22 protein-coding genes and 1 tRNA gene are annotated in these 25,583 nt (G+C 69.0%); 9 read left to right on the forward strand and 14 right to left on the reverse strand.

The window, feature by feature from the left end; genetic code table 11:
- The first annotated feature begins 10 nt into the window (after positions 1-10).
- Positions 11-922 (forward strand): TAXI family TRAP transporter solute-binding subunit, encoded by a 912-nt coding sequence (locus CVV72_RS17520; protein ID WP_219153392.1) that lies wholly within the window; start codon positions 11-13, stop codon positions 920-922.
- Here the strand turns inward: CVV72_RS17520 and CVV72_RS17525 are convergent.
- Together CVV72_RS17525 and CVV72_RS17530 are read right to left on the reverse strand one after the other, a co-directional pair.
- Positions 919-2,322: a HAMP domain-containing sensor histidine kinase gene (locus CVV72_RS17525; RefSeq protein WP_219153393.1), complete on the reverse strand. Its 1,404-nt coding sequence runs from the start codon at positions 2,320-2,322 to the stop codon at positions 919-921. The two genes, CVV72_RS17520 and CVV72_RS17525, sit on opposite strands and share 4 nt — an antisense overlap.
- Before the next feature lie 4 nt (positions 2,323-2,326).
- Entirely contained in the window at positions 2,327-3,016 is a 690-nt protein-coding gene (locus CVV72_RS17530; RefSeq protein ID WP_034311961.1) for a response regulator transcription factor, read from the reverse strand.
- A gap of 397 nt (positions 3,017-3,413) precedes the next feature.
- Between CVV72_RS17530 and CVV72_RS17535 the strand changes: the two genes are divergently transcribed.
- From CVV72_RS17535 to CVV72_RS17555, 5 genes are all read left to right on the forward strand, one after another.
- Positions 3,414-4,142 (forward strand): amino acid ABC transporter ATP-binding protein, encoded by a 729-nt coding sequence (locus CVV72_RS17535; protein ID WP_173426348.1) that lies wholly within the window; start codon positions 3,414-3,416, stop codon positions 4,140-4,142.
- A 55-nt stretch (positions 4,143-4,197) separates the two neighbouring features.
- Entirely contained in the window at positions 4,198-5,055 is an 858-nt protein-coding gene (locus CVV72_RS17540) for a glutamate ABC transporter substrate-binding protein (RefSeq protein WP_034311964.1), read from the forward strand.
- 86 nt (positions 5,056-5,141) lie between these two features.
- Complete coding sequence (locus CVV72_RS17545) at positions 5,142-5,837, forward strand: amino acid ABC transporter permease (RefSeq protein WP_219153394.1); 696 nt, start codon at positions 5,142-5,144, stop codon at positions 5,835-5,837.
- Complete coding sequence (locus tag CVV72_RS17550; protein WP_125675703.1) at positions 5,834-6,739, forward strand: amino acid ABC transporter permease; 906 nt, start codon at positions 5,834-5,836, stop codon at positions 6,737-6,739. The genes CVV72_RS17545 and CVV72_RS17550 overlap by 4 nt, the downstream gene beginning before the upstream one ends.
- Before the next feature lie 122 nt (positions 6,740-6,861).
- Entirely contained in the window at positions 6,862-7,305 is a 444-nt protein-coding gene (locus tag CVV72_RS17555; RefSeq protein ID WP_219153395.1) for a class I SAM-dependent methyltransferase, read from the forward strand.
- A gap of 147 nt (positions 7,306-7,452) precedes the next feature.
- Here the strand turns inward: CVV72_RS17555 and CVV72_RS17560 are convergent.
- The 5 genes from CVV72_RS17560 to CVV72_RS17580 all read right to left on the reverse strand — a co-directional run bounded on the left by CVV72_RS17560 (position 7,453) and on the right by CVV72_RS17580 (position 11,864).
- Positions 7,453-7,524: transfer RNA gene (locus CVV72_RS17560), tRNA-Glu, on the reverse strand.
- Positions 7,525-8,032: 508 nt separating this feature from the next.
- A complete protein-coding gene (locus CVV72_RS17565) occupies positions 8,033-8,785 on the reverse strand; it encodes a succinate dehydrogenase/fumarate reductase iron-sulfur subunit (RefSeq protein WP_219153396.1) in 753 nt (250 codons plus the stop codon).
- Positions 8,782-10,698 (reverse strand): fumarate reductase/succinate dehydrogenase flavoprotein subunit, encoded by a 1,917-nt coding sequence (locus tag CVV72_RS17570; protein ID WP_219153397.1) that lies wholly within the window; start codon positions 10,696-10,698, stop codon positions 8,782-8,784. The genes CVV72_RS17565 and CVV72_RS17570 overlap by 4 nt, the downstream gene beginning before the upstream one ends.
- Before the next feature lie 51 nt (positions 10,699-10,749).
- Positions 10,750-11,580, reverse strand: a complete 831-nt coding sequence (locus CVV72_RS17575; RefSeq protein ID WP_219153398.1) for a hypothetical protein — start codon at positions 11,578-11,580, stop codon at positions 10,750-10,752.
- Complete coding sequence (locus CVV72_RS17580) at positions 11,577-11,864, reverse strand: hypothetical protein (RefSeq protein WP_005164726.1); 288 nt, start codon at positions 11,862-11,864, stop codon at positions 11,577-11,579. Before CVV72_RS17580 ends, CVV72_RS17575 begins: the two co-directional genes overlap by 4 nt.
- Before the next feature lie 264 nt (positions 11,865-12,128).
- Here CVV72_RS17580 and edd point away from each other — a divergent pair, with 264 nt between their 5' ends.
- Positions 12,129-14,018: a phosphogluconate dehydratase gene (gene edd, locus CVV72_RS17585; protein WP_219153399.1), complete on the forward strand. Its 1,890-nt coding sequence runs from the start codon at positions 12,129-12,131 to the stop codon at positions 14,016-14,018.
- On the forward strand, positions 14,015-14,635 hold the full coding sequence (gene eda / locus CVV72_RS17590) for a bifunctional 4-hydroxy-2-oxoglutarate aldolase/2-dehydro-3-deoxy-phosphogluconate aldolase (protein ID WP_219153400.1): 621 nt from the start codon (positions 14,015-14,017) through the stop codon (positions 14,633-14,635). The genes edd and eda overlap by 4 nt, the downstream gene beginning before the upstream one ends.
- A gap of 46 nt (positions 14,636-14,681) precedes the next feature.
- Here the strand turns inward: eda and CVV72_RS17595 are convergent, their stop codons facing one another.
- The 7 genes from CVV72_RS17595 to CVV72_RS17625 all read right to left on the reverse strand — a co-directional run bounded on the left by CVV72_RS17595 (position 14,682) and on the right by CVV72_RS17625 (position 20,752).
- Complete coding sequence (locus tag CVV72_RS17595; protein ID WP_219153401.1) at positions 14,682-15,119, reverse strand: GNAT family N-acetyltransferase; 438 nt, start codon at positions 15,117-15,119, stop codon at positions 14,682-14,684.
- Between the two features lie 176 nt (positions 15,120-15,295).
- Positions 15,296-15,736: an iron chaperone gene (locus CVV72_RS17600; RefSeq protein WP_219153402.1), complete on the reverse strand. Its 441-nt coding sequence runs from the start codon at positions 15,734-15,736 to the stop codon at positions 15,296-15,298.
- Positions 15,737-15,786: 50 nt separating this feature from the next.
- Positions 15,787-16,410, reverse strand: coding sequence for a glyoxalase (locus tag CVV72_RS17605; RefSeq protein ID WP_219153403.1), 624 nt, complete (start codon positions 16,408-16,410; stop codon positions 15,787-15,789).
- Positions 16,411-16,692: 282 nt separating this feature from the next.
- Entirely contained in the window at positions 16,693-17,220 is a 528-nt protein-coding gene (locus CVV72_RS17610) for a regulatory protein RecX (RefSeq protein ID WP_219154001.1), read from the reverse strand.
- Between the two features lie 79 nt (positions 17,221-17,299).
- Positions 17,300-18,340, reverse strand: coding sequence for a recombinase RecA (gene recA, locus CVV72_RS17615; RefSeq protein ID WP_005164741.1), 1,041 nt, complete (start codon positions 18,338-18,340; stop codon positions 17,300-17,302).
- Between the two features lie 206 nt (positions 18,341-18,546).
- Positions 18,547-18,741 carry a DUF3046 domain-containing protein gene (locus CVV72_RS17620; protein WP_219153404.1) on the reverse strand — a complete coding sequence of 65 codons (195 nt, stop codon included), beginning with the start codon at positions 18,739-18,741 and terminating at the stop codon, positions 18,547-18,549.
- A 97-nt stretch (positions 18,742-18,838) separates the two neighbouring features.
- Complete coding sequence (locus tag CVV72_RS17625; protein WP_219153405.1) at positions 18,839-20,752, reverse strand: Hsp70 family protein; 1,914 nt, start codon at positions 20,750-20,752, stop codon at positions 18,839-18,841.
- A gap of 172 nt (positions 20,753-20,924) precedes the next feature.
- Here CVV72_RS17625 and CVV72_RS17630 point away from each other — a divergent pair, with 172 nt between their 5' ends.
- A complete protein-coding gene (locus CVV72_RS17630) occupies positions 20,925-25,547 on the forward strand; it encodes an ATP-dependent helicase (RefSeq protein WP_219154002.1) in 4,623 nt (1,540 codons plus the stop codon).
- The last annotated feature ends 36 nt before the right edge of the window (positions 25,548-25,583 follow it).

Raw genomic sequence — 25,583 nt, forward strand, 5'->3', positions numbered from 1 at the left:
ATCGACCCTCATGAGGAGACCAGGGGTGCTGACGGTGGTGATCGCCGTGGTCTGTGCCCTGGTCGCCGGGTGCGGGCCCGATCTCTCCGGGACGAAGGTGCGGATCGCGGCGGGGCTCGACGGCGGCGTCTACGACAAACTGGCCGAGGCGCTGGCCGACGCGTGGGCCACGCAGCTGGACACCGAGCGGCCCGTGATCCAGCAGACCCAGGGCTCGCCGGACAACATCGGCCGGGTGCGCGCGGGAAAGGCGGACGTCGCGTTCGTGGCCGCCGACGTCGCCGCCGACGACACCGCCGGGCTGGCCGCGCTGGCCCGCGTGCACGACGACTACCTGCACGTCATCGTCCGCGCCGACTCGTCGATCAGGTCGTTCGCGCAGTTGCGCGGGCACAAGGTCGCGATCGGTTCGCCCGATTCGGGTGTCGAGTTCCTCTCGAAGCAGCTGTTGAAGGCGGCGGGGCTGACCGGCGCGATCGACCGGCGCAATCTCGGCCTCCCCGAGGCGCTGCCCGCGCTGGAGAACGGGCAGATCGACGCCGTCATCTGGTCGGGGGGCCTGCCGACGCCGTCGATCACCGAGAAGGTGCACACGGTCGGCCTGCGGCTGCTCGACATCACCGATCTCGCGGACGCCCTGCGGGCCACCAGCCCGGTGTACCGGACGGCGACCATCCCGGTGACGGCCTACAACCTGCCGTCCCCGGTGACCACGCTCGTGTTGCCGAACTTCCTGGTGGTGCCCGCGTCGATGCGCGACGACGTCGCCGAGGCGCTCGTACGCGGCCTGTTCGACGCACGGGACCAGCTGGTCAAGGCGGCGGGCGCGGCGTTGTCGATCGACGTCCATCCCGCCATCGAGACCTCGCCTCTGCCGCTGCATCCAGGCGCGTTGCGCTACTTCCGGTCGCTCAAGGACTAGCACAGACTGACGACCGGCAGGGTCACGGTCACTTCGAGGCCGCCGCCTTCGGGTGAGCCGAGCCGCAGCGAACCGTCCGAGCGGGCCAGGATCTCGGTGACGATCGCCAGGCCGAGACCGGATCCGGGCACGTTCTGATGCGCGGTGCTGCGCCAGAACCGGTCCGCCGCGCGGTCCAGCTCGTCTTCGCGCAGGCCGGGACCGTGGTCACGGACGGCGATGTCGACCTTCCCGTCCGCGGTGGTGACGTCCACCCGCACCTCGGTCCCCGGCTCGGTGAACTTGAGCGCGTTGTCCAGGAGCGCGTCGAGGACCACTTCGAGACCGCGTGCCGGGGTGAGCACCCGCAGTCCGCCGCCGAGACCGGTCGCCACCAGCGTGATGTCGCGGGCCGCGCCGACCACGGTCCAGTCGGCGACCCGGGCACCCACCGTCTCGTCGAGGCCGACCGGCACCAGTTCGCCGCCCGAAGCCTCGGCACGGGCCAGCGAGAGGAGTTCGTCGAGGATCTGGTTGAGCCGTCGCGCGTCGACGACGGCGGCTTCGAGGTCGGCCGCGGCGAGGTCGTCGTCGACGTGGCCGTCGAGGTTGCCGAGCCGGATCTTCAACGCGGTCAACGGGTTCCGCAGCTGGTGGGAGGCGTCGGCGACGAACGCCCGCTGCGCCGAGAGGGCCTCGTCGACGCTGGCGGCCATCCGGTCGAAGGACCGTTCGAGCTGCCGCAGTTCCGGCGGCCCGCCGGTCTCCCCCACCCGTTTGACCTCGCGTCCGCTGACCACGGAGGCGACCAGTTCGCCGGTGGCGTCGTCGAGCCGCCGGACCGGGCGCAGGATCCAGCGCACCACCGGCACCGCGACCAGCAGCGCGAGCCCGAACGCCAGCACCGCGCCCGCCGCGATGAGCAGCCACCACCACAGCAGTTCGGTGCGGGCCTTGTCCGTCGAGGACACGGTGATCACCGCGCCCCGCACCTCGCCGTCGATGAGGATCGGCTCGGCCAGCACCAGCGGCTCGGTATTCCAAGGCATCAGCAGCTGCCCGGGCTCCGAACGCCGCCCCGCCAGCGCGTGCTGCAGATGCGAGGCGATGACGGGATCCTTCAGATCGATCCCGGGCGTCTCACCCGGGCCCCTGGCGACGGATTCGCCGTCCTGGTCGACGATCGCCACCGGCACCCCGTAGACCTCGGTGTAGCGGCGGAGTTCGTCCTCGATGAGGTCCGGCCGGTTCTCCACCAGCGGGCGCTGGGCCAGCGACGCGAACCGGGAGGTGTCGGTGAGACGGTCGAGGAAGAGGTCGAGCTGCACACTGGCCGCCACGCTGAGCGCGAGCGGGATGCCGAGGCCGAACACGAGCGCCGCGACCAGCGTCAGCACGATCGCCTGGAGGCGGACGCGCACCGGCTCAGCCCTCTTCGGCCGGACCGTAGGCGCCGCCGAGGCGGTACCCGACGCCGCGGACGGTCTCGATCAGCGCGGGCCTGCCCAGTTTGGTCCGCAGGGTGGCCACGTGGACGTCGAGCGACCGGCTCTCCGCGGGACCACGATGCCCCCAGACCTCGGTCAGCACGTGATCACGGGCGCAGACCGCGCCGCGGGCGGTGACCACCAGCGCGAGCACCTGGAACTCCTTGCGGGACAACGAAACCGGCTGGCCGTCGACCTGCACCTCATGCCGCCCGATGTCAACCGAGACATCACCCGCGCGGATGACGCCCGGCGGTTCGGGCGCGGCGGGCCGTTCCCCGCGGCGACGGCGCACGGCCTCGACACGGGCGACCAGTTCGTCGACGTCGTAGGGCTTGACCAGGTAGTCGTCGGCGCCGGACCGGAGCCCCTGGATCCGGTCGTCGACCTCGCCCCGCGCCGAAACGACGATCACCGCGACGTCGCTGACCGCGCGGATCCGGCGGCACAGGACGATCCCGTCGATGTCGGGGAGCCCGAGGTCGAGCAGCACGACGTCGACCTCGTGCACCAGATCGAGCACCCCGGCGCCGGAGGCGAGGCGTTTGATCGTCAGGCCGCGCCGGGTCAGCGCGGGCGTCAAGGCACCCGCGACCCGGTCGTCGTCCTCCACCAGCAGTACCCGCACCCGTGTTTTCCCTTTCACGCCGTCACCGCCACCGCGACGACTTGAAGAACGACTCTATGGGGTGAGTCACCTCTCGCGCTGCCCGTACCGCTGAGCCGGATGGCCCTGTGAGGGACCCACTGCACGCGGTAATGGTCACGATGCGTCACAGATCTGCTGTGACCCCGGTTACGGGACACCCCTGCCTTGTCTAGGCTGATCAGCGCCGGACGGAGGTGGACCGGGGCCGTCCGGTGGCTTGAGAACGATACGGACTTGAAACCCTAAGTATTGGTCAAGCCGTCTTTACAAGCGGTCCGACGGGAGTAGGTTTCCGCCATCGCGTGGTGCCTGACCCCGCAGTCCCCTGCAAACGAACGCTCCTGGAGGCCAGATGACCGCGGAGGTGGCGGCGCCGATGATCAAGGCGGCCGCCGTGAACAAGTACTTCGGCGACCTGCACGTGCTCAAGGAGATCAACCTCGAGGTGCCGCGCGGGCAGGTCGTGGTCGTGCTCGGGCCGTCCGGGTCTGGCAAGTCGACGCTGTGCCGGGCGATCAACCGGCTGGAACCCATCAACTCCGGCGAGATCGCGGTGGACGGTGTTCCGCTGCCCGCCGAAGGAAAGGCGCTGGCCGCGCTGCGCGCCGACGTCGGCATGGTGTTCCAGTCGTTCAACCTGTTCGCGCACAAGACGATCGTCGAGAACGTCATGCTCGCGCCGATGAAGGTCCGCAAGGTCAACTCGGCCGAGGCCCGCAAGACCGCGATGGACCTGCTCGAACGAGTCGGCATCGCCAACCAGGCGGACAAGTACCCGGCGCAGCTTTCCGGCGGGCAGCAGCAGCGGGTGGCGATCGCCCGCGCGCTGGCCATGCGCCCCAAGGTGATGCTGTTCGACGAGCCGACCTCGGCGCTGGACCCGGAGATGGTCCAGGAGGTCCTCGACGTGATGACCACCCTCGCCAAGGACGGGATGACGATGCTCGTCGTCACCCACGAGATGGGCTTCGCGCGGCGCGCGGCGAACCGGGTGGTGTTCATGTCCGACGGCGAGATCGTCGAGGACTCCACCCCGGACGAGTTCTTCACCAAGCCGAAGACGGATCGCGCCAAGGACTTCCTCGGCAAGATCCTGACCCACTGAGGTCTTCCCCGCCGGCCGGTATGGCTGGACAAGATTCGGAAGGAAACTGAGAACAATGCGGTTGAACCGAGTTCTGCGAATGAGCGCGGCCGTCGTGGCGGCCGGTCTCGCCCTCTCCGCCTGTGGCGGCGGCGGGTCGGACGCCGGCAGCGGCTCCAGCGGCGCCAAGAACGTGGTGGCGAAGGCCAAGAGCGACAAGAAGCTGGTCATCGGCATCAAGTTCGACCAGCCCGGTCTCGGCCAGAAGCAGGCCGACGGCACCTACGCCGGGTTCGACGTCGACGTGGCGAAGTACATCGCCAAGGAGCTCGGCGTCGAAGAGTCGGGGATCACCTGGAAGGAAGCGCAGTCCGCGCAGCGTGAGGACCTGATCAAGAAGGGTGAGGTCGACTTCATCGTCGCCACCTACTCGATCACCGACAAGCGCAAGAACGAGGTCTCCTTCGCGGGCCCGTACTTCATCGCCCACCAGGACCTCCTGGTGCGTGCCGACTCCACCGACATCACCGGCCCGGAGTCGCTGACCGGCAACAAGAAGCTCTGCTCGGTCAAGGGTTCGACCCCGGCGCAGAACGTCAAGGAGAAGTACGCCAAGGAGGTTCAGCTCGAAGAGCGCGGCAAGTACACCGACTGCGTCACCTCGCTGCTGAACAAGACCGTCGACGCGATGACCACCGACGACGTCATCCTCGGTGGCTACGCCGCGCAGCAGCCCGGCAAGCTGAAGCTGGTCGGCAAGGGCTTCACCGACGAGAAGTACGGTGTCGGCCTGAAGAAGGACGACAACGAGAGCATCACCGCGATCAACAACGCGATCAAGAAGATGCAGCAGGACGGCGCGTGGAAGGCCGCTCTGGAGAAGAACGTCGGCCCGTCGGGCTACAAGATCCCCGAGCCCCCGGCCATCTCCTGACACCCGGCTCTCGCTGAGCCGCTGAACTGAAGGAATCGAACGGTGCGCCGTGTACCGCGGCGCACCGTTCCCATACCGAGGCTGGGTTGAGCACCTTGTTCGATTTCCTCGACAATCCCAATTACGACTTGCTCGGCGCCTTCTGGATGACGATCAAGCTCACCTTCTTCTCCGCGATCGGTTCCCTGATCTGGGGCACCATCCTGGTGGGGATGCGGGTGAGCCCGGTTCCGATCATGCGGGCGTTCGGCACCGCCTACGTCAACATCTTCCGGAACACCCCGCTGACGGTGATCATCGTCTTCACCTCGCTGGGATTGTCCTCCACCCTGGGGCTCAACCTGGCCTCGTCGGAGTCGACGACGTCGTTGGAAGACAACGCCTTCCGGCTCGCGATCCTCGGCTTCGTCGCCTACACCGCGACATTCGTCTGTGAATCGCTGCGGTCGGGTATCAACACCGTCCCGGTCGGCCAGGCGGAAGCGGCCCGCGCGCTGGGGCTCGGCTTCGTCCAGGTGCTGACGCTGATCGTGCTGCCGCAGGCGTTCCGGTCGGTGATCGCGCCGCTGGCGAACGTCATGATCGCGCTGTTGAAGAACACCACGGTCGCGTCGATCATCGGTGTCGCCGAAGCGTCGCTGCTGATGTCGGACATGATCGAGAACGAGTCCGACTCGCTGCTCCTGGTCTTCCTGCTCTTCGCCGTCGGGTTCGTCATCCTGGTCCTCCCCCTCGGCCTGCTGCTGGGCTGGGTCGCCAAGAAGGTCGAGGTCAAGCGATGAGCGCGCAGACCGTCCTCTATGACATCCCCGGGCCGAAGGCGCGGGCACGGAACTGGCTCTACAGCGTCCTTTTCTTCCTCGTCCTGGCGTTGGTGCTCTATTACATCTACGTGGGCTTCGACGAGAAGAACCAGTGGGCCGGCGCACTGTGGGAGCCCTTCCTCAACGGCTCCACCTGGACCGAGTTCATCGTGCCCGGTCTGCTCAACACCCTGAAGGCCGCCGCGCTGTCGATCGTGATCGCGCTGCCGATCGGTGCGCTGCTGGGCATCGGCCGGTTGTCGGACCACAAGTGGATCCGGGTCCCGGTCGGCGCGGTCGTCGAGTTCTTCCGGGCGATCCCAGTGCTGCTGCTGATGGTCTTCGCCGCGGCGTTCTACGCGTTCTACACCGACATCGACGCCGAGATCCGCCCGCTGTTCGCCGCGGTGACGGGTCTGGTGCTCTACAACGGCTCGGTCATGGCCGAGGTGTTCCGTGCGGGCATCCTTTCGCTGCCCAAGGGCCAGGGTGAGGCCGCGTCCGCGCTGGGCATGCGCAAGACCCAGATCATGATGACCGTCCTGCTGCCGCAGGCGGTCACCCTGATGCTGCCCGCGCTGGTGAGCCAGCTGGTGGTCATCCTCAAGGACACCGCGCTGGCCGGTCAGCTGACCATCGGCTTCAACGAGCTGATCCGGAGTACCGGACCACTCACCGGTCTCTACGGCAACACGATCCCGACGCTGATCATCGTCGCGATCATCTTCATCGTGCTGAACCTGCTCCTGAGCTGGTTCGCGTCGTGGCTGGAGAACAAGCTGGCGCGGCGGAAGAAGGCTCCCAAGGGGGCCAAGCCGGTGCACGACGCACCCGCGTCCGTCGTCGATGCCACCGACTTCAACACCGGTCGGTCGCTGTAGCTCCGTAAGTACATGAAGGCCCCCTTCCTTGCGCCTACGTACAGGAAGGGGGCCTTCATGTATTTCGGGATAGGCCTCTTGGTCCTGTCGGGACGGTGACCTCGTCGGCTAACGTCGGCCGTATGGCGGACCAGGCCGCGACGCTGCTCGAAGCGCTGCCGGACCTGGCGGGCAGGTCGGTCCTGGTCGTCGGGTGCGGTGATGGCCGCTATCCCCGCCTGCTCCGTGGCAAGGGCGCTCGCCGCGTCGTCGGCGTCGACGCGGATCAGACGCTGATCGCGGCCGCGCAGCGCGAAGAGGAACGCGACCCCGTCGGGATCTCGTACGAGGTCCACCAGTTCGCCCGACTGCCCGTGATGGGTGCCTTCGACATCGTCCTGGCTTTCCTGGACTCTTCCGACCCTCTCGGCCGCGTCGCCGCGAGCCTGGTGACGGGCGGACTGCTCGTGGCCGTCGCCACGAACGGCATCGGCCTGGAAGAAGCGTTGCGGGACAACGGTTTCCAGGACATCGTCCTGCGCCGCCACGAAAGCGGCGACGTGCACAGCGCCCGCAAGATGGGCTGAGTCGCGCACCCTGGTGTCGAGCCAGGCTGGCCGGGGCTATGAATCCCGGCCGGTCGCCGGACCGTGCGCGTCTGGCGGTATGGGACACACGGACCCCACACCGCCGCACCGGTACGACGGAACAGGTTTCCCCGCCGTGCCGGGGCGTAGCGCGTGTGGGAGTCGAACCCACGTCACCGGGGTGAAAACCCGGTATCCCTTCCGCTGGACCAACGCGCCTTGGCCTGGAACACAGTCCGGCACGCACCGCGCACCGGACTGCTTCGTTCCAGAAATCAGGGTTCACCAAAGGAAAAGCCGCCCGGTCCGGTTTCCCGAGGGGCGGCTCCACGTACGCGACGTCCTGCTAGGACGACGGCGGGGAGCCGTGTTTCTCTTCCATACCAAGGGCCATGGCGTAACAACGTCGCGTCATGTGTCCTCCCCGGTCGGTGTGCGGGTAAGTGTGCGACAGGCGAGTGAGTGGGAGCAACCGATTAAAGAGCCGTGACGTCGCCACCAGGAAACGTCCCTTGTGGACGGTTGGAGTCCGTGAAGGCCTCCTTGAGGGACTCTGGGTCCCTCAAGGAGGCCTTCACGGACTTCGGTGATCGCCACATACGTCACATCTACATCAGCAGTCACGGAGGCTGCGCGTGAAGGCCCCCTTCCCTCGGCTGAGCCGAGGGAAGGGGGCCTTCATGTACTTCAGAGCGGGCAAAGGAGCACGGTACCGAGCCGGTCGGGTCTACTTGTCCCGCCGGAACAGCTTGTTCCCCAGCCAGACGATGGGGTCGTACTTCCGGTCGGCGACGCGTTCCTTCATCGGGATCAGCGCGTTGTCGGTGATGTGGATGCCCTCGGGGCATACGTCCGAGCAGCACTTGGTGATGTTGCAGTAGCCGAGCCCGTGCTCCTCCTGCGCCTCGTCGCGCCGGTCGGCGACGTCGAGAGGATGCATTTCGAGTTCGGCGATCCGCATCAGGTACCGGGGGCCGGCGAAGGCCTCCTTGTTCTCCTCGTGGTCACGCACCACGTGGCAGGTGTTCTGGCACAGGAAGCACTCGATGCACTTGCGGAACTCCTGCGAGCGCTCGACGTCCACCTGCTGCATCCGGTACTCCCCCGGCTTCAGCTCCGGGGGCGGCGTGAACGACGGGATCTCGCGGGCCTTCGTGTAGTTGAACGACACGTCGGTCACCAGGTCGCGGATCACCGGGAACGTCCGCATCGGGGTCACGGTGATGACCTCGTCCTCGGTGAAGGTCGACATCCGCGTCATGCACAGCAACCGCGGCTTGCCGTTGATCTCCGCCGAGCACGAACCGCATTTGCCCGCCTTGCAGTTCCAGCGCACCGCCAGATCCGAGGCCTGGGTGGCCTGCAACCGGTGGATGATGTCGAGGACGACCTCGCCCTCGTTGACCTCGACGCTGTAGTCCTTCAGCTCACCGGAGTCGGCGTCGCCGCGCCAGACCCGGAAACTCGCCTTGTAGCTCATGCCGGGCTCCCGGGGTGCGAGGCCAGTTCTTCGTCGGTGTAGTACTTCCCCAGCTCGGACAGTTCGAACAGCTCCAGCAGGTCCTGCCGCAGCGGGGTCTGTGCCTTGACCTCGATACCGATCTCCGGGATCACCGGGTTGTCACCCGGCGTGGCCGAGCAGACCAGGAGTTTGTTGCGCCACCGGGCGTCCATGCCCGGGTGGTCGTCGCGGGTGTGCCCACCCCGGCTCTCGGTCCGCAGCAGCGCGGCCCGCGCCACGCATTCGCTGACCATCAGCATGTTCCGCAGATCGACGGCGAGGTGCCAGCCGGGGTTGAACTGCCGGTGCCCTTCGACGGTGACCCGCTTGATCCGCTCGCGCAGTTCCCCGAGCTTCTCCAGTGCCCGCTCGATCTCCTCCGCCTTGCGGATGATGCCGACCAGATCGTTCATCGACTGCTGCAGTTCGGTGTGCAGGCTGTACGGATTCTCCTCGACGCCGTCACCCGGCGGGTCGAACGGTGCGAGCGCCATCGCCGCGGCGGCGTCCACATCGGACTGACTGACCTTGGGGCGGTCCTTCAGGTCCGACACGTACGACGCGGCACCGAGTCCCGCACGGCGGCCGAAGACCAGCAGATCGGACAGCGAGTTGCCGCCGAGCCGGTTCGAGCCGTGCATTCCGCCCGAACACTCGCCCGCGGCGAACAGCCCCGGCACGCTCGACGACGCGGTGTCCGGGTCGACCTCGATCCCGCCCATCACGTAGTGACAGGTGGGGCCGACCTCCATCGGCTCCTTCGTGATGTCGACGTCGGCGAGTTCCTTGAACTGGTGGTACATCGACGGCAGCCGCTTGCGGATCTCCTCCGCGGGCAGCCTGCTGGCGATGTCGAGGAAGACCCCGCCGTGCGGCGATCCCCGGCCCGCCTTGACCTCGGAGTTGATCGCGCGCGCGACCTCGTCCCGCGGCAGCAGATCCGGGGTGCGGCGGTTGTTGTCGGCGTCGGTGTACCAGCGGTCGGCTTCTTCCTCGCTGTCCGCGTACTGCCCCTTGAACACCTCGGGCACGTACTCGAACATGAACCGCTTGTCCTCGGTGTTCTTGAGGACCCCGCCGTCACCGCGGACGCCTTCGGTGACCAGGATCCCCTTCACACTCGGCGGCCAGACCATACCCGTCGGGTGGAACTGGACGAACTCCATGTTGATGAGCTTCGCCCCGGCCCGCAGCGCCAGCGCGTGCCCGTCACCGGTGTACTCCCAGGAATTCGAGGTGACCTTGAACGATTTCCCGATGCCGCCGGTGGCCAGCACGACCGCCGGCGTCTCGACCAGGATGAACCGGCCGCTCTCCCGCCAGTACCCGAAGGCGCCCGAGATCCGGCCGTTGTCGGTCAGTAGCTCGGTGATCGTGCATTCGGCGAAGACCTTGATCCTCGCCTCGTAGTCGCCGGTCTCCTTGAAGTCCTCTTGTTGCAGCGAAACGATTTTCTGCTGCATCGTGCGGATCAGTTCGAGCCCGGTGCGGTCGCCGACGTGCGCCAGCCGCGGGTACGTGTGCCCGCCGAAGTTGCGCTGACTGATCCGGCCGTCGGCGGTGCGGTCGAACAGCGCGCCGTAGGTCTCCAGTTCCCAGACCCGGTCCGGCGCCTCCTTGGCGTGGAGTTCGGCCATCCGCCAGTTGTTGAGGAACTTCCCGCCGCGCATGGTGTCGCGGAAGTGCACCTGCCAGTTGTCGTTCGAGTTCGCGTTGCCCATCGACGCCGCGCAGCCGCCTTCGGCCATCACCGTATGTGCCTTGCCGAAAAGCGATTTGCACACCACCGCGACGCTGAAGCCGCGTTCGCGGGCTTCGATGACCGCGCGGAGACCGGCACCGCCGGCACCGATCACCACGACGTCGTAGTTGAGCCGTTCGACCTCGGTCATGAAAAGAGCCACCTCAAAGCTTGTCGCCGGGGACGGGAGATTCCCGCGCCGCTAGTTGATGAACCGCAGATCCGCAATGGCGCCGCTCGCCACGAGCATCACGTAGAGGTCGGTCAGCACGAGCGTGCCGAGCGTCGTCCACGCCAGTGCCATGTGGCGGGTGTTGAGTTTCGTGATCTGCGTCCAGATCCAGTAGCGGACCGGATGTTTCGAGAAGTGCTTGAGCCTGCCGCCGGTCACGTGACGGCACGAGTGGCACGACAACGTGTACGCCCACAACAGGATCACGTTGCCGGTCAGCACGATGTTGCCGAGCCCGAAGCCGAATCCGCCGGTCTTGCCGTGGAAAGCGGTGATCGCGTCGTAGGTGTTGACCAGCGAGACGACCACGGCCACGTAGAAGAAGTAGCGGTGGGCGTTCTGGATGATCAGCGGCAGCCGCGTCTCGCCGGTGTACTTCGCGTGCGGTTCGGCGACCGCGCAGGCGGGCGGCGAGAACCAGACGGCCCGGTAGTAGGCCTTGCGGTAGTAGTAGCAGGTCAGCCGGAAGCCCAGCAGGAACGGCAGGACGAGGAAGCCGAGCGGGATGAAGCCCGGCAGTTCGCCGATCCAGGCCCCGAAATGCCGGGAGCCTTCGACGCAGGATTCCGAGACGCAAGGGGAATAGAACGGCGTCAGGTAGTGGTATTCGGGCACCCAGTAGGCGGTGCGCACGAAGGACCTGATCGTCGCGTAGATGATGAAGGCGGAGAGGCCGAGGACGGTCAGCAGCGGGGACAGCCACCACCGGTCGGTGCGCAGCGTTTTTTCGGCGATCCGGGCCCGCGACGGCGCGCGGACCCCCGTACCCCGTCCGGCCTCGTTGCCGGCGGGGGCGCTCACCGCTGGTCGCGCTTGTAGCCGCCGACGCCTTCGTCATCGGCGCCGTGCCACAGCGCCGGGTCGTAGGGCGTGTCGGGAACCTGGACACGATCGGCGGCCTTCGCCTGCGCGGGCACCGCGTTCGGGGTCGTGTCGAGGTCGGTCGCGTCGATGTCGAGCCGCTCGACGTCGTTCGCCAGGCGTCGTACCGCCGAAGCGTCGCCGTATCGGGATCGCAGCGCGCCGACGCACTGCCTCAACTGACCGATGGCTCGCCGAAGCTCGGCGATCTCTGTGGTGGACATCGGTACCTCCCGATGGTCGGTTCGGTTGGCCGCTTGAGCCTTCGAAGGCCGGCGATTCCTCGCCGTCTCGACTCTGCCGCGCGTTGTGCAATGTGACAAGTAGCACAGTGGAACCTAGTGACGTGACGGAGGTCACGCGAGTCGATCTTCTGTATCGATTTTGATTCGGGCTTTCCCCCGAGGTACTGTGGCCACTGTCACGACCCAGCGACGTCAGCGTTGCCGTCCCGCGGACCACCACGACCAGTGATCCGGAGCCGGACAATGAGCACCGCCCCGAACGTCCACCCCATCATCGCCGAAGTCACCGAACGTATCGCCGCACGCAGCGCCGAAACCCGCGCCGCGTACCTCGAGCGCGTCGCCGCCTCCCACGAAGAAGGACCGATGCGGCGCGGCCTCGACTGCAGCAACCTCGCCCACGGCTTCGCCGCGATGGAAGGTGTCGACAAAGCGGCACTGCGCGCCGTGCGGGCGCCTGGTGTCGCGATCGTCTCGTCCTACAACGACATGCTTTCGGCGCACCAGCCGATGCAGGAGTACCCCGCGATGCTCAAGGGGTCGGTCCGTCAGGCGGGCGGGGTGGCCCAGTTCGCCGGCGGCGTGCCCGCGATGTGCGACGGCGTCACCCAGGGCCGCCCCGGGATGGAGCTCTCGCTGTTCAGCCGCGAGGTGATCGCGATGTCGACCGCGATCGCGCTCTCCCACGACATGTTCGACGCGGCGCTGCTGCTCGGCGTCTGCGACAAGATCGTCCCGGGCCTGCTGATCGGGGCGCTGTCCTTCGGGCACCTCCCGGCGATCCTGGTGCCCGCCGGACCGATGAACTCGGGCCTGCCGAACAAGGAGAAGGCGCGCGTGCGCCAGCTCTACGCCGAAGGCAAGGCCACCCGTGAAGACCTGCTGGACGCCGAAGCGGCTTCGTACCACTCGGCGGGAACGTGCACCTTCTACGGCACCGCCAACTCGAACCAGATGGTCGTCGAGGTGATGGGCCTGCACCTGCCGGGCGCCAGCTTCGTGCAGCCGAACTCACCGCTGCGGAAGGCGCTCACCGAAGAGGCCGGACGCCGCGTGGTGAAGCTTTCGCGAGGCGAGGAGTACACGCCGATCTCGCGCGTGCTCGACGAGAAGGCCGTCGTCAACGGTGTCATCGCGCTGCTCGCCACGGGCGGCTCGACCAACCACACGATGCACCTCGTCGCGATCGCCGCCGCCGCGGGCATCCAGCTGACCTGGGACGACTTCTCCGATCTGTCGTCGGTGATCCCCCTGCTCGCCCGCGTGTACCCGAACGGCAGCGCCGACATCAACCACTTCCACGCCGCCGGGGGCATCCAGTTCCTGGTCGGCACCCTGCTCGACGCGGGCCTGCTGCACGAGGACGTCAGGACCGTCGCCGGGCCTGGTCTGCACCGCTACCGGCAGGAGCCGATCCTGTCCGAGGGTGAGCTGGTCTGGCGTGACGTCCCGACGCGCAGCCTCGACGAGGACGTGCTGCGTCCCGTGTGGCGGCCGTTCGCCGCCGACGGCGGGCTGCGGATGGTCGCGGGCAACCTCGGCCGCGCGGTGATCAAGGTGTCGGCCGTGGCGCCGGAGCACCGGATCGTCCAGGCCCCGGCGCGGGTGTTCACCGACCAGAAGTCCTTCAAGGACGCTTTCGAGGCGGGCGAGCTGGACCGCGACGTCGTCGTGGTCATCCGGCAGCAGGGCCCGCAGGCCAACGGGATGCCGGAACTGCACGGACTCACCCCCGCGCTGGGGGTGCTCATGGACCGCGGGCACCAGGTGGCGTTGCTCACCGACGGCCGCATGTCGGGTGCGTCCGGCAAGATCCCGGCGGCGATCCAGGTGACCCCGGAAGCCGCGGTGGGAGGCCCGATCGCGCGGATCGCCGACGGCGACGTCGTCCGCCTCGACGCCAGGTCCGGGACGCTCGACGTCCTCGTGGGTGACGAAGAACTCGCCCGCCGTGAACTGGTGGACTCCCCGCCTTCGGAGGCATCCTGGACCGGCACCGGCCGGGAGCTGTTCGCGGCGCTGCGCCGCGCGGTCGGCCCCGCCGATCAGGGCGCGAGCGTGTTCGGACCGCTCACGCCGGAACACTTCGGCGCTCCGGCGCACACGTTGACCCCTGTGGAGGTAACCCAGTGACCACCGGCGCCGACCTGCTCGGCCTGTCCCCCGTGATGCCCGTCGTCGTGCTCGACGACGCCGACGACGCCGTGCCCACCGCGCGGGCCCTGCTCGCGGGCGGGATCGGCGTGATCGAGCTGACCCTGCGCACCCCGGCGGCACTCGCCTCCATCGAGCGGATCGCCGCGGAGGTCCCGGAGATCGTCATCGGCGCCGGGACCGTCACCGCGCCCGAGCACGCGAAGCAGGCGGCCGACGCCGGCGCGAAGTTCCTGGTGACCCCGGGCTGCACGGACGCCGTGCTGGACGCCGCGTTCGAGACCGGGCTCCCGTTCCTGCCGGGCGCGAGCACGGTGTCCGAAGCGATGCGACTGGCCGAACGCGGGCTGACCGCGCTGAAGTTCTTCCCCGCCGAGGCCAGCGGCGGCGGGGCGTACCTGAAGTCGATCGGCGGGCCGCTGCCCGGGCTGAAGTTCTGCCCGACCGGCGGGATCACCGTGAAGACCGCACCGGACTATCTCGCACTGTCCAATGTGGGCTGCATCGGCGGATCGTGGCTGACGCCGAAGGACGCCTTGGCTGCCAAGGACTTCGGGAAGATCGAAGCGTTCGCGGCGGAGGCTTCGAAGCTCTGATCCGTGTCGTGAGGGCCACTCGTGCAACGGGTGGCCCTCACTGTTTTCAGAGCGGGAGCTGGTACTGGAGGAAACCGCGGTTGACCGCGACCTGGTCGTACAGGCGGCGCGCGGTGGCGTTGGATTCCTTGGTGTGCCAGTAGACCCGGTCACAATCGCGGTCACGCGCCCAGTCCGCGACGGCCTCGATCAACGCCCGCGCGACCCCCTTGCCCCGGGCTTCCGGCGCCGTGAACAGGTCTTGCAGGTAACAGACGTCGGTGAGCGCCGAAGTGCTGGGATGCGTCAGGAAATGCGTGATCCCGGCGAGCTCGCCGCCCACGCGGGCACCGAGCGCGTGCATCCGTTCCCCTGCCTGGAATTCGCGCCAGGCTCGGTCGTAGACCTCTTGCGGCGCGACACGTTCGTAGAAGGCGATGTACGCGCGGAACAGGTGTTCCCAGGCTTCGCGGTCTTCGGGCTCCAGCGGAGCGATGGTGATCATGTGGTCCTCCCGGTGATCACCCGAGCCTAGGGTTCCACCGCTGTGTCGTGAGTGGCCACTCACGCGGTAAAACGAGCTGCCACTCGCCGGTGGCGCGGCTTGGCGGGGAGGACGTTGCGAAAGTGGCTTTCGCAACAACTCCCGTGTGCTCGCTGCCGGGCATCGCCTGCTTCGGCTCAGCTGACGGCTTGCTTCACCAGCGCGGCGATGCGTTCCTCCACCTCGGGGGTGGCGCCGGTCAGCGCGAAGGCCGTCGCCCACATCGCGCCGTCGTCCAGCCGAGCGGCCTCGTTGAAGCCGAGCGTCGCGTACCGCGTCTTGAACTTGGCCGCCGCCTGGAAGAAACAGACGATCTTGCCGTCCAGCGCGTAGGCGGGCTGGCCGTACCAGAGCTTCGGCGCGAGCATGGGCGCGTTCGCCTTCACGACGGTGTGGACCAGCTCGGCCAGCGCCCGGTCCTCGTCGGACATCTCGGCGATCTTCGCGACCACGTCCTGCTCGGCCGCCGCCGCTTTGTCGGCGGCCGAACCGCGGCGCGCCGCTTTCTTCATGTCCTGGGCGTGTTCCTTCATCGCGGCCTTCTCTTCGGCCGTGAATCCTTCGTACGTGGCGGTCATGGCGGTTTCTCCTCGGTAAGCGGCGAGCGGGGGCATCCGGTAGTGGCACATCAGGACTGGGCGGCGAGAGTCGAGGTCTCCCAGGCGAACCCGTCGAGGTCGGTGAACGGCGTCGCGCCGCAGATCGCGATGCGGTGCGAGCCGGTGCCCTCCGGGGACACGCCGGCGTCCTTGGCCAAGGCCTTGCGCTTGTACAGCGCCAGTTTCACGGGGCTCGAGCCGGATTCGAACTCGACGTACACGCGGCCGAAGCTCTTCCCCACGGTGAGGCCGTGCTCGACGTAGAACTTCTTGCTCGCGGCCACGTCGGCGACACCCAGCAGGAGCACGATGGCGTCGAATTCGCGGGCCGCCGGTCCGGTGTTCTTCTTCGCCGAAGTGGCGATCTTCCAGATCGCGCCGTCCGGAGCCCGGACGGTTCCGCCGTACCCCCACATCGACTTCGTGGCGGGCTTGATCACGGTCGCCCCGGCGGCGACGGCGGCGTCGATGAGCGCGTCGGCGTTGGCTGGCTGGGAAACCGTGAGGGACAGGGTGTAGCCGCGGAAGCCGGTGGACGGCTCCTGCGAAGCCCGCAGACGCAGCTCGGAGCCGAGCCCGAAGGCGGTGGTGTAGAAGCGTTCGGCGGCCTCGGTGTCGGCCACTTCGAGGGTGATGGCGTCGATGAAGTTCATGCCGGTAACGCTATTTCCGGACGGGCTTCCGACGCTTCTCGATTCCTGATCGGTCGTATCGGCGCTGGTCAGGGCCACGCTCCGGCGTCTCGCATGCGCGGAACACGGCGTCTGGCGTGATCGGATGGCCGACACGCGTGATCAGACGGACGACACGCGTGTCCAGGCGGACGACTCGCGGCGGAACTCGGCCACGAGCGTGCCGTCCTTCCTGGAACGCGAAACGCCGACCGCGCGGGCAAGCGTGCCCGTACGGCCGGCGAGCGGCTCAGGTGAGGAAGCTCAGTCGAGGGTGGCGTCGTCCAGCAGCGCCGACTCGGCGCCGAACTCGCGGAGTTCGTCGCGGATCACGGTGTAGGCCAGCCCCTGGGGATAGCCCTTGCGGGCGAGGAAGCCCAGCAGGCGGCGGATCGCCGTCTGCTCGTCGACGTTGCCCAAGGAGCGCATGCGCTTCCGTACCAGCTCTCGGGCGCGCTGCTCCTCTGCCTCTCGGTCCACCTCTTCGGCGGCCTGGACGGCGATATCCCCATCGATTCCTTTGCGTTTGAGTTCGGCTACGAGGGCGTTCCGTGCCAGGCCCATGTTGGCATGGCGGGAACGCACCCACATCTCGGCGAACTCGGCGTCGTTGATGAGCCCTGCCTTGTCCAGCTTACCGAGCAGGGTCTCCGTCGTCTCCTCGTCGAAGCCCTTGCGCTTGAGGGCCTGACGCAGTTCGTCCGTGGAACGCGGGCGCGCGGCCAGGAGATCGAAGCAGATCTCCTTGGCCTTCTTCCTCCGCTCGTCCGGCGGCAGCTCCGCCGGATCCACTTTGGGCGCACGCATTCAGCTCTCACTCCAGTCGAAACGATCGATCGGTGACTTCACCCCTGGCGGGGCTGCGCGGAACTCAGAAGTCGACCGGCGCGGGGGCGGCTTCGGCGTCGACGGCGGCACCGATGCCGAGCTTCTCCTTGATGCGCTTCTCGATCTCGTTGGCGATGTCCGGGTTGTCCAGCAGGAACTTCCGGGCGTTCTCCTTGCCCTGGCCCAACTGGTCGCCCTCGTAGGTGTACCAGGCGCCGGACTTGCGCAGGATGCCCTGGTCGACACCCATGTCGATCAACGAACCCTCGCGGGAGACACCCTTGCCGTAAAGGATGTCGAACTCGGCCTGCTTGAAGGGCGGCGCGACCTTGTTCTTGACGACCTTGACGCGGGTGCGGTTGCCGACGGGCTCGCCGCCGTCCTTCAGCGTCTCGATGCGGCGGACGTCCAGGCGGACCGAGGCGTAGAACTTCAGCGCCTTACCACCGGTCGTGGTCTCCGGGGAGCCGAACATGACGCCGATCTTCTCGCGCAGCTGGTTGATGAAGATCGCGGTGGTGCCGGAGTTGTTCATCGCACCGGTCATCTTCCGCAGCGCCTGGCTCATCAGCCGGGCCTGGAGGCCGACGTGGTTGTCGCCCATCTCGCCCTCGATCTCGGCGCGCGGCACGAGCGCGGCGACCGAGTCGATGACCAGGATGTCGAGCGCGCCGGAGCGGATCAGCATGTCCGCGATCTCGAGCGCCTGCTCACCGGTGTCCGGCTGGGAGACCAGCAGCGCGTCGGTGTCGACGCCGAGCTTCTTGGCGTACTCCGGGTCCAGCGCGTGCTCCGCGTCGATGAACGCGGCGATGCCGCCGTTCTTCTGCGCGTTGGCGACCGCGTGGAGCGCGACGGTGGTCTTACCGGAGGACTCCGGACCGTAGATCTCGATGACCCGGCCGCGGGGAAGGCCGCCGATCCCGAGCGCGACGTCGAGCGCGATGGCGCCGGTGGGGATGACCTCGATCGGCGCGCGGCCCTCTTCGCCGAGGCGCATGACCGAGCCCTTGCCGTACTGCTTGTCGATCTGGGCGAGGGCCAGTTCGAGCGCCTTGTCCTTGTCGGGTGCTGCTGGTGCCATGGAGTCCACCTCGTTGGTTGAGCCGGGTAGGGCTTGTTCAGTTCTGAGCTGTCGGGTCCGACGCTACGGGCGACCACCGACAATTCCAGGCCTCGCGCCCAAGCTGTGGATCGCTGACCCCGTTGTGGACAACACCATAGACGAACGTGTGTTCGAGGCCGTGGCCGACACGCCGTCGCGCTAGGGTTCTCGTCCTTTTGCCGAGGTCAGCGCCGCTCCGGCGGGATCTCGAAGGCGTCGCAGACCGCTCGCCAGACGTCTTTGGCCGAGATCCCCGCGTCGAGGGCCTGTTCGACGGTCCGGCCCCCGAGTTCACCGAAGGAGTGATCCCTGGAAAGCGTTTCCGCACGTCCGGAACCGAATTCGTCGGCCATCAGCCGCCGGAAGACCGTGATACGCATCGAGTGAAGTCTAGCCCCGCCTCGAGCACGAAACGCGTGAAGGCCCCCTTCCCTCGGCTGAGCCGAGGGAAGGGGGCCTTCACGCGCGAACGGGCGGCTATTCGCCCGGCTGGACGCTCTTTTCGAAGTAGTCGGCCAGCTCGCCCGGCGTCGGATTCTGGCCTTCGGCCGGGACCTGGTAGATGAAACCGACCAGCGGCCGGTCGGTCACCGTGAACACCAGCACGGCGGCGTTCCGCCCGGCAGCCGAGGAGTACTGGCCGTCCAGGGCGTTGCCCGCCCACTTGGCCTCGGTGCGGTCCCCACCGGCCGATTTGAGCAGTCCGTCGGTGTAGGCCTTGAGCTTGTCCGCCGAGTCGCTCTGCAAGTAGGTCACCTGGGTCCCGGCGCGTCCCGGGGCGGAGCAGGTCGACGTCACGCCGAGATCCTCCGCCGGTTTCGCCGGCCCGTTGCCCATCCCGGGTTTGCAGTCGCCGGTGTCGGCGATCTTCCCCGCGAGCTGGCGCAGGCAGCCGGTGAGGCCCTTGTCGTCGGCCGCGCCGGGCACCTTGCATTCGTCGGCCGTGTAGGTCGTCACCGAAGAGGACGTCAGGAAGAACGTGAGCCCGGCGGCGAGCAGCACGACCACGGCCACGATGGCGCCGATGACGAGCGGCTTCTTCTTGCTCGCGGGCGCCTTGTCACCGGAGGCCTGGCCGGCCAGCGAGTACGTCGGGAAATTCGTCGGCGCGGGCTGCTGCGCCTGCTGCGGACCGCTGTTCGGGTAACCCGACTGGGGGAAACCGCCGGACTGGCCGGGGCCGCCGCCCGAATACCCCGGGATCGACGCGACCTGCTGCGGCGGCGGCGCGTACGGCCCGGAAGCACCCGGACCGACCTGATGCGCGCCTGTTCCCGCGGCGACCTGCCCTTCGACGCCCTGCGTGCGCGAACTGATGCCATCGGAAGCGACGTGCTGGGCGCCGAGCGCGACCGCGGTCTCGGGCTGGTCCAGGCTGCCGGGGACGACGCCGAGCTTCTCCGCGATCAAGCTGCCGACCAGCGGGAGACGGCTCGACCCGCCGACGAGGTAGATACCGGCGAGCCGGTCCGGGGTCATCCCGGCCGAGCGGACCACCCGCGACATCAGCTCGACACTGCGCAGCATCGACGGCCGCACCAGCGCTTCGAGTTCCCCTCGCGTGACGAGGACGTCCTCGAACGGCTCCGGCATCGGGACCTCGGTCTGCGGGTGCCTGGAGAGGGCTTCCTTCGCAGCCTTCACGTCCTCCTGCAGCGCGCGCCGCGTACGACGGTCCGGAGTGGACTCGGGCCGCAGGACCCGCTGCCAGCGCTGGGGATCCTTGTGCGAGACCTCGCGGCCGACGTGCACCAGCAGCGCCTGGTCGACGTCGAGACCGCCGAGGTCGGGAAGGCCGTCTTCGGCGACGACGGTGAAGCCGCCGTTCGGGGTCGCGCCGACGATCGCGACGTCGAAGGTGCCGGCGCCGAGGTCGTACACCGCGAGCGCCTGACCGGGCGCGAGCGTCTTGCCGGGGAACGACGCGAAGTGCGCGGCCGCGGCGACCGGCTCGGGGACGAGCACCAGGTTGCCGCCCATCCCGGCGAGCCGGGCGGCGGACTGCAGCACGTTGCGGCGGGTCGGGCCCCACTGCGCGGGGTGGGTGAGCCGGACCTCGTCGGGCAGGTCCCCGCCCAGCTGGCGGGTGGTCTCGTCGAGGACGCGGCGCAGGATCGCGGCCAGCACCTCGCTGACCGGGATGACGTCGGTGCCCAGCAGGAGCGTCTGCTCGTCGATGCGGCGTTTGGGGTTGGGCTCGAAGCGGGTCGGGTCGAGGCGGGCGCGGCGCTCGGCGTCGCGGCCGACCATGATCGTGCCCTCCTCGGTGGCGAACACCGCGGACGGCATGTTGGCCGAACCGTCGACCTCGACCACGCGCGGGGGCCTCCCGTGCGCCGAAAGGACGGCCACGGTGTTGGACGTCCCGAGGTCCACCGACAGGATCCGCACAGCTCATACCCCTTCACAGACGAACGGCGACCGCCCCAGTACCGATCCGGCCGCGCTGGCGGTGATGCTCCCATGAGCGAGGTCACCGCACGTGCGGAACCCGCCGAACTCGTCCCCGACCGGGTGCCTCGTCACAGCCCTCGGAGCGAAACTGTCGGTGGTCCGGCGCAGTATGGAGGGCGTGGCACACGTACTCGACCTCTTCTCCCCCGCGACCAGGGACTGGTTCACCGGGGCCTTCGCCGCGCCCACCGGGGCGCAGGAGGGCGCGTGGCGTGCCGCGCACGCGGGGCAGCACGCGCTCGTCGTGGCCCCCACGGGATCGGGCAAGACGTTGTCGGCCTTCCTCTGGGCGCTGGACCGGCTGTCGGTCGAGCCGCCCCCGTCCGAACCCCGGAAACGCTGCCGCGTCCTCTACGTCTCTCCGCTGAAGGCGCTGGCGGTCGACGTCCAGCGCAACCTGCGGGCACCGCTGGCGGGTATCTCGCAGGCGTCGCGGCGGCTCGGGCTGCCGGTGCCGGACATCGGCGTCGGCATGCGGACGGGCGACACCACCGCGGCCGAGCGGCGCTCGTTCGGCAAGACCCCGCCGGACGTGCTGGTCACCACGCCGGAGTCGCTGTTCCTGATCCTCACCTCCTCCGCCCGCGATTCGCTGCGCGGCGTGGAGACGGTGATCGTCGACGAGGTGCACGCGGTCGCGGGCGGCAAACGCGGCGCGCATCTGGCCTTGTCGCTGGAGCGGCTCGACGCGCTGCTGGAGAAACCCGCCCAGCGGATCGGGCTGTCGGCGACGGTCCGGCCGATCGACGAGGTCGCCTCGTTCCTGGCGGGCGGCAGGCCGGTCACCGTCGTCCAGCCGAAGCTCGCGAAGACGATCGAGGTCCGCGTCGAGGTCCCGGTCGAGGACATGGCCGATCTCGACGGTCCTCGGGGGCCGAAGCAGAACGAAGACCTCGACGCGGGCCTCGCACGGCTGCCCGGCTCGCTTGAGGACATCGACGGCGCTCCGCGACGGCCGTCGATCTGGCCCGCGGTGGAGGAGCGTGTCCTCGAACTGATCCAGGCGCACCGGTCGACGATCGTGTTCGCCAACTCCCGGCGGCTCACCGAGCGGATGACCGCGCGGCTCAACGAACTCGTCGCGGAGCAGGCCGAGCTGGACCCGGATCAGCGGTTTCCGGCCGAGGCGATCGGTCAGTCCGGGCTCACCACCGGGGCGGCGCCGGTGATCGCGCGGGCGCACCACGGCTCGATGTCGCGCGAGCAGCGCACCCATGTGGAAGAGGAGCTCAAGTCCGGACGGCTGGCGTGCGTCGTGGCGACGTCCTCCTTGGAGCTGGGCATCGACATGGGCGCCGTCGATCTCGTCGTGCAGATCGAGGCACCACCGACGGTCGCCTCGGGACTGCAGCGGGTCGGCCGGGCCGGGCACCAGGTCGGCGCGGTGTCGAGCGGGGTGATGTTCCCGAAGTTCCGGGGCGACCTCGTCTCCTGCGCGGTGGTCGCGGAACGGATGGCCTCCGGGGCGATCGAAGCGGTGCGGTATCCGCGGAACCCGCTGGACGTGCTCGCGCAGCAGGTCGTGGCGATGGTGGCGCTCGAATCGTGGACGGTCGACGAGCTGGCCGCCCTCGCCCGCCGGGCGGCGCCGTTCGCGTCCCTGCCGGACGACGCGTTGCTGGCCGTGCTCGACATGCTCGCCGGCCGGTACCCCAGCGAGGAGTTCGGCGAACTGCGCGCCCGGATCACCTGGGACCGGGTCACCGGCGAACTGCACGGCCGTCCGGGGTCGCAGCGGCTGGCGGTGACCTCCGGCGGCACGATCCCCGACCGCGGCCTGTTCACCGTGATGACGCCGGGTTCCGACGGCAAACCGGGGTCGCGCGTGGGCGAGCTCGACGAGGAGATGGTCTACGAGTCCCGCGTCGGGGACACGATCCTGCTCGGCACCTCCTCCTGGCGGGTCACCGACATCACCCACGACCGCGTGATCGTGGTCCCCGCGCCGGGTGAGCCCGCCCGGATGCCGTTCTGGAAGGGCGACGCCCCCGGCCGCCCGCTGGAGCTGGGCCGGGCGCTGGGCGCGTTCGTCCGCGAACTGTCCACTTCGGAGCCGTCGGCGGCCAGGGAACGCGCCGCCGTCGCCGGGCTGGACGAATACGCGTGCGACAACCTGCTGGCGTACCTCGAAGAGCAGAAGTCGGCCACCCGGCATGTGCCGAACGACAAAACCGTGCTGCTGGAACGGTTTCGCGACGAGCTGGGAGACTGGCGGGTCATCCTGCACTCGCCGTTCGGCGCTCAGGTCAACGCGCCGTGGGCGCTCGCGATCGCGGCCCGCCTGCGGGAGAACCGCGGGGTCGACGCCCAGGTCGCGCATTCCGACGACGGCATCGTGCTGCGGCTGCCCGAGGCGCTGGACATGGACGGCGCCGAGGTCACCATCGGCGTCGAGGACGTCCTGCTCGATCCGGAAGAGGTCGAGCAGCTGATCGTCGCCGAGGTCGGCGGTTCGGCGCTGTTCGCCGCGCGGTTCCGGGAATGCGCGGCGCGGTCGCTGCTGCTCCCCCGCCGGGATCCGCGCCGCCGCACCCCGCTGTGGCAGCAGCGGCAGCGCGCGTCCCAGCTGCTTTCGGTCGCGGCCAAATACGAGCGGTTCCCCGTGGTGCTGGAAGCGATGCGGGAAGTCCTGCAGGACGTGTACGACGTCGGCGGGCTGCGCGAGCTGATGTCCGATGTCCGGTCCCGCAAGGTCAAGCTGGTCGAGGTCGAGACACCGTCGGCGTCGCCGTTCGCGCGCAGCCTGCTCTTCGGCTACGTCGGGATGTTCCTGTACGAGACCGACGCCCCGCTCGCGGAACGGCGTGCGGCCGCGCTGGCGCTGGATTCGACACTGCTGGCCGAACTGCTCGGCACCGAGGCGATCCGCGAGCTGCTGGACGCCGAAGTCGTCGCCGAAGTCGAGCGTTCCCTGCAACGCCTCGATCCGGACAGGCACGCCCGCAACGCCGAAGAAGCCGCGGATCTGTTGCGATTCCTCGGCGATCTCTCGATCGAGGAGGCCGCCGCGCGCGGCATCCAACGGGAATGGCTGGAGGAGCTGGAAGCCACGCGGCGGGTGATCCGGGTGCGCATCGGCGGCGGCGAACGCTTCATCGCCATCGAGGACGCGGGCCGGGTACGGGACGCGCTGGGCACCGCGCTGCCGGTCGGGGTACCGGAGGCGTTCACCGAACCGGTCGACGATCCCGTCGGCGACCTGCTGTCGCGCTACTCGCGCAGCCGCGGCCCGTTCAGCGCCCGGCAGGCGGCCGAGCGGTTCGGCCTCGGGACGGCCGTGGTCACCGGCGTACTGGACAGATTGACCGCGCAGGGCAGGCTGGTCCGGGGCGAGCTGAGCCCCGTCGGGCATCCGGAGACCCACGGCGTCGGGATGGAGTTCTGCGACGCGTCGGTGCTGCGCAGGCTCCGGCGGGCGTCGCTGGCCCGGCTGCGGGCCGAGGTCGAGCCGGTCGAACCGGCCGCGCTGGGCCGGTTCCTGCCGTCGTGGCACGGCATCGGGGCGCGGGTGCGGTCGGCGCCGACGGCGGACGATGTGCTGTCCGTGGTCGAGCAGCTGGCCGGTGTCCCGCTCCCGGCGAGCGCGGTCGAGTCGCTGATCCTCCCGAGCAGGCTTCCCGGCTACACCCCGGCGCTGCTGGACGAACTCACCACGGCGGGCGAGGTCACCTGGTGTGGCTGCGGTTCCTTGTCCGGCGGGGACGGCTGGCTGGCGCTCGCGCCCACGGACGTCGCCGATCTGCTGTTGCCGGATCTCGACGACGATCTGCCCTCCGGCCCGCTCCACGAGGCCATTCTGTCCACTTTGGAGGGTGGGGCACAGTTCTTCCGCCAGCTCGTGGACCGGGCGTCGCCGTTGGTCGAAACCCCGCCCAACGACGGTGAAGTCGTGGCGGCGCTGTGGGATCTCGTGTGGGCGGGCCTGGTCACCGGGGACACGCTGGGCCCGCTGCGGGCGCAGGTCTCCGGTGCCGGCGCGGCGCACAAGCCGCGGCGGCAGGCTCCTCGCGGCCGGTACGCCCGGCTTCGGGCAGGCCGCCCGGCGATGCCTTCGCGCACCGGGCCGCCGACGGTGGCCGGGCGCTGGGCACTGACCCCGGGCCGGGAAGCGGATCCGACCAGGCGCGCGCTGGCGCGGACGGAGGCCTTCCTGGAACGGCACGGCGTCCTCACCCGCGGCGCCCTCGACACCGAGCGCGTGACGGGCGGCTTTTCGGGGATCTACAAGGTTTTGCGCGGTATGGAGGATTCGGGGCAGGTCGTCCGGGGGTACGTGGTCGAGGGGCTCGGCGCGGCGCAGTTCGCGGCGAAGGGCGCCGTCGACAGGCTGCGCGCGCAGTCCGGGAACCAGCGCACCACCGCGGAAGGCGCCGTCGTCCTCGCCGCCGCCGACCCGGCCCAGCCCTACGGCGCCGCGTTGCCTTGGCCTGCCGCGACGGGCGACACGAAACACCGCCCGGCGAGGAAAGCCGGTGCGCTCGCGGTGCTGGTGGACGGCGTCCCGGCGATGTACGTCGAACGCGGCGGCCGGTCGCTGCTGAGTTTCACCGAGGATCAGGACAGGTTGCGCTCGGCCGCGCGGGCGCTGTCGACGGCGGTGCGGGAAGGCTGGCTGGGGCAGCTCGCGGTGCAGAAGGCCGACGGCGAGGTGGCGCTCACCTCGGAGCTTTCGGCCGTCCTCCAGGAGGCCGGTTTCCGGGCGACTCCCAAGGGGCTGCGCCTGCGGGCCTAGAATCACCGCTCAGCCCTGCGGAGAAGGACGTTCGAC

The sequence above is a fragment of the Amycolatopsis sp. TNS106 genome, from assembly GCF_019330265.1.
Taxonomy (GTDB): Bacteria; Actinomycetota; Actinomycetes; order Mycobacteriales; family Pseudonocardiaceae; genus Amycolatopsis; species Amycolatopsis lurida.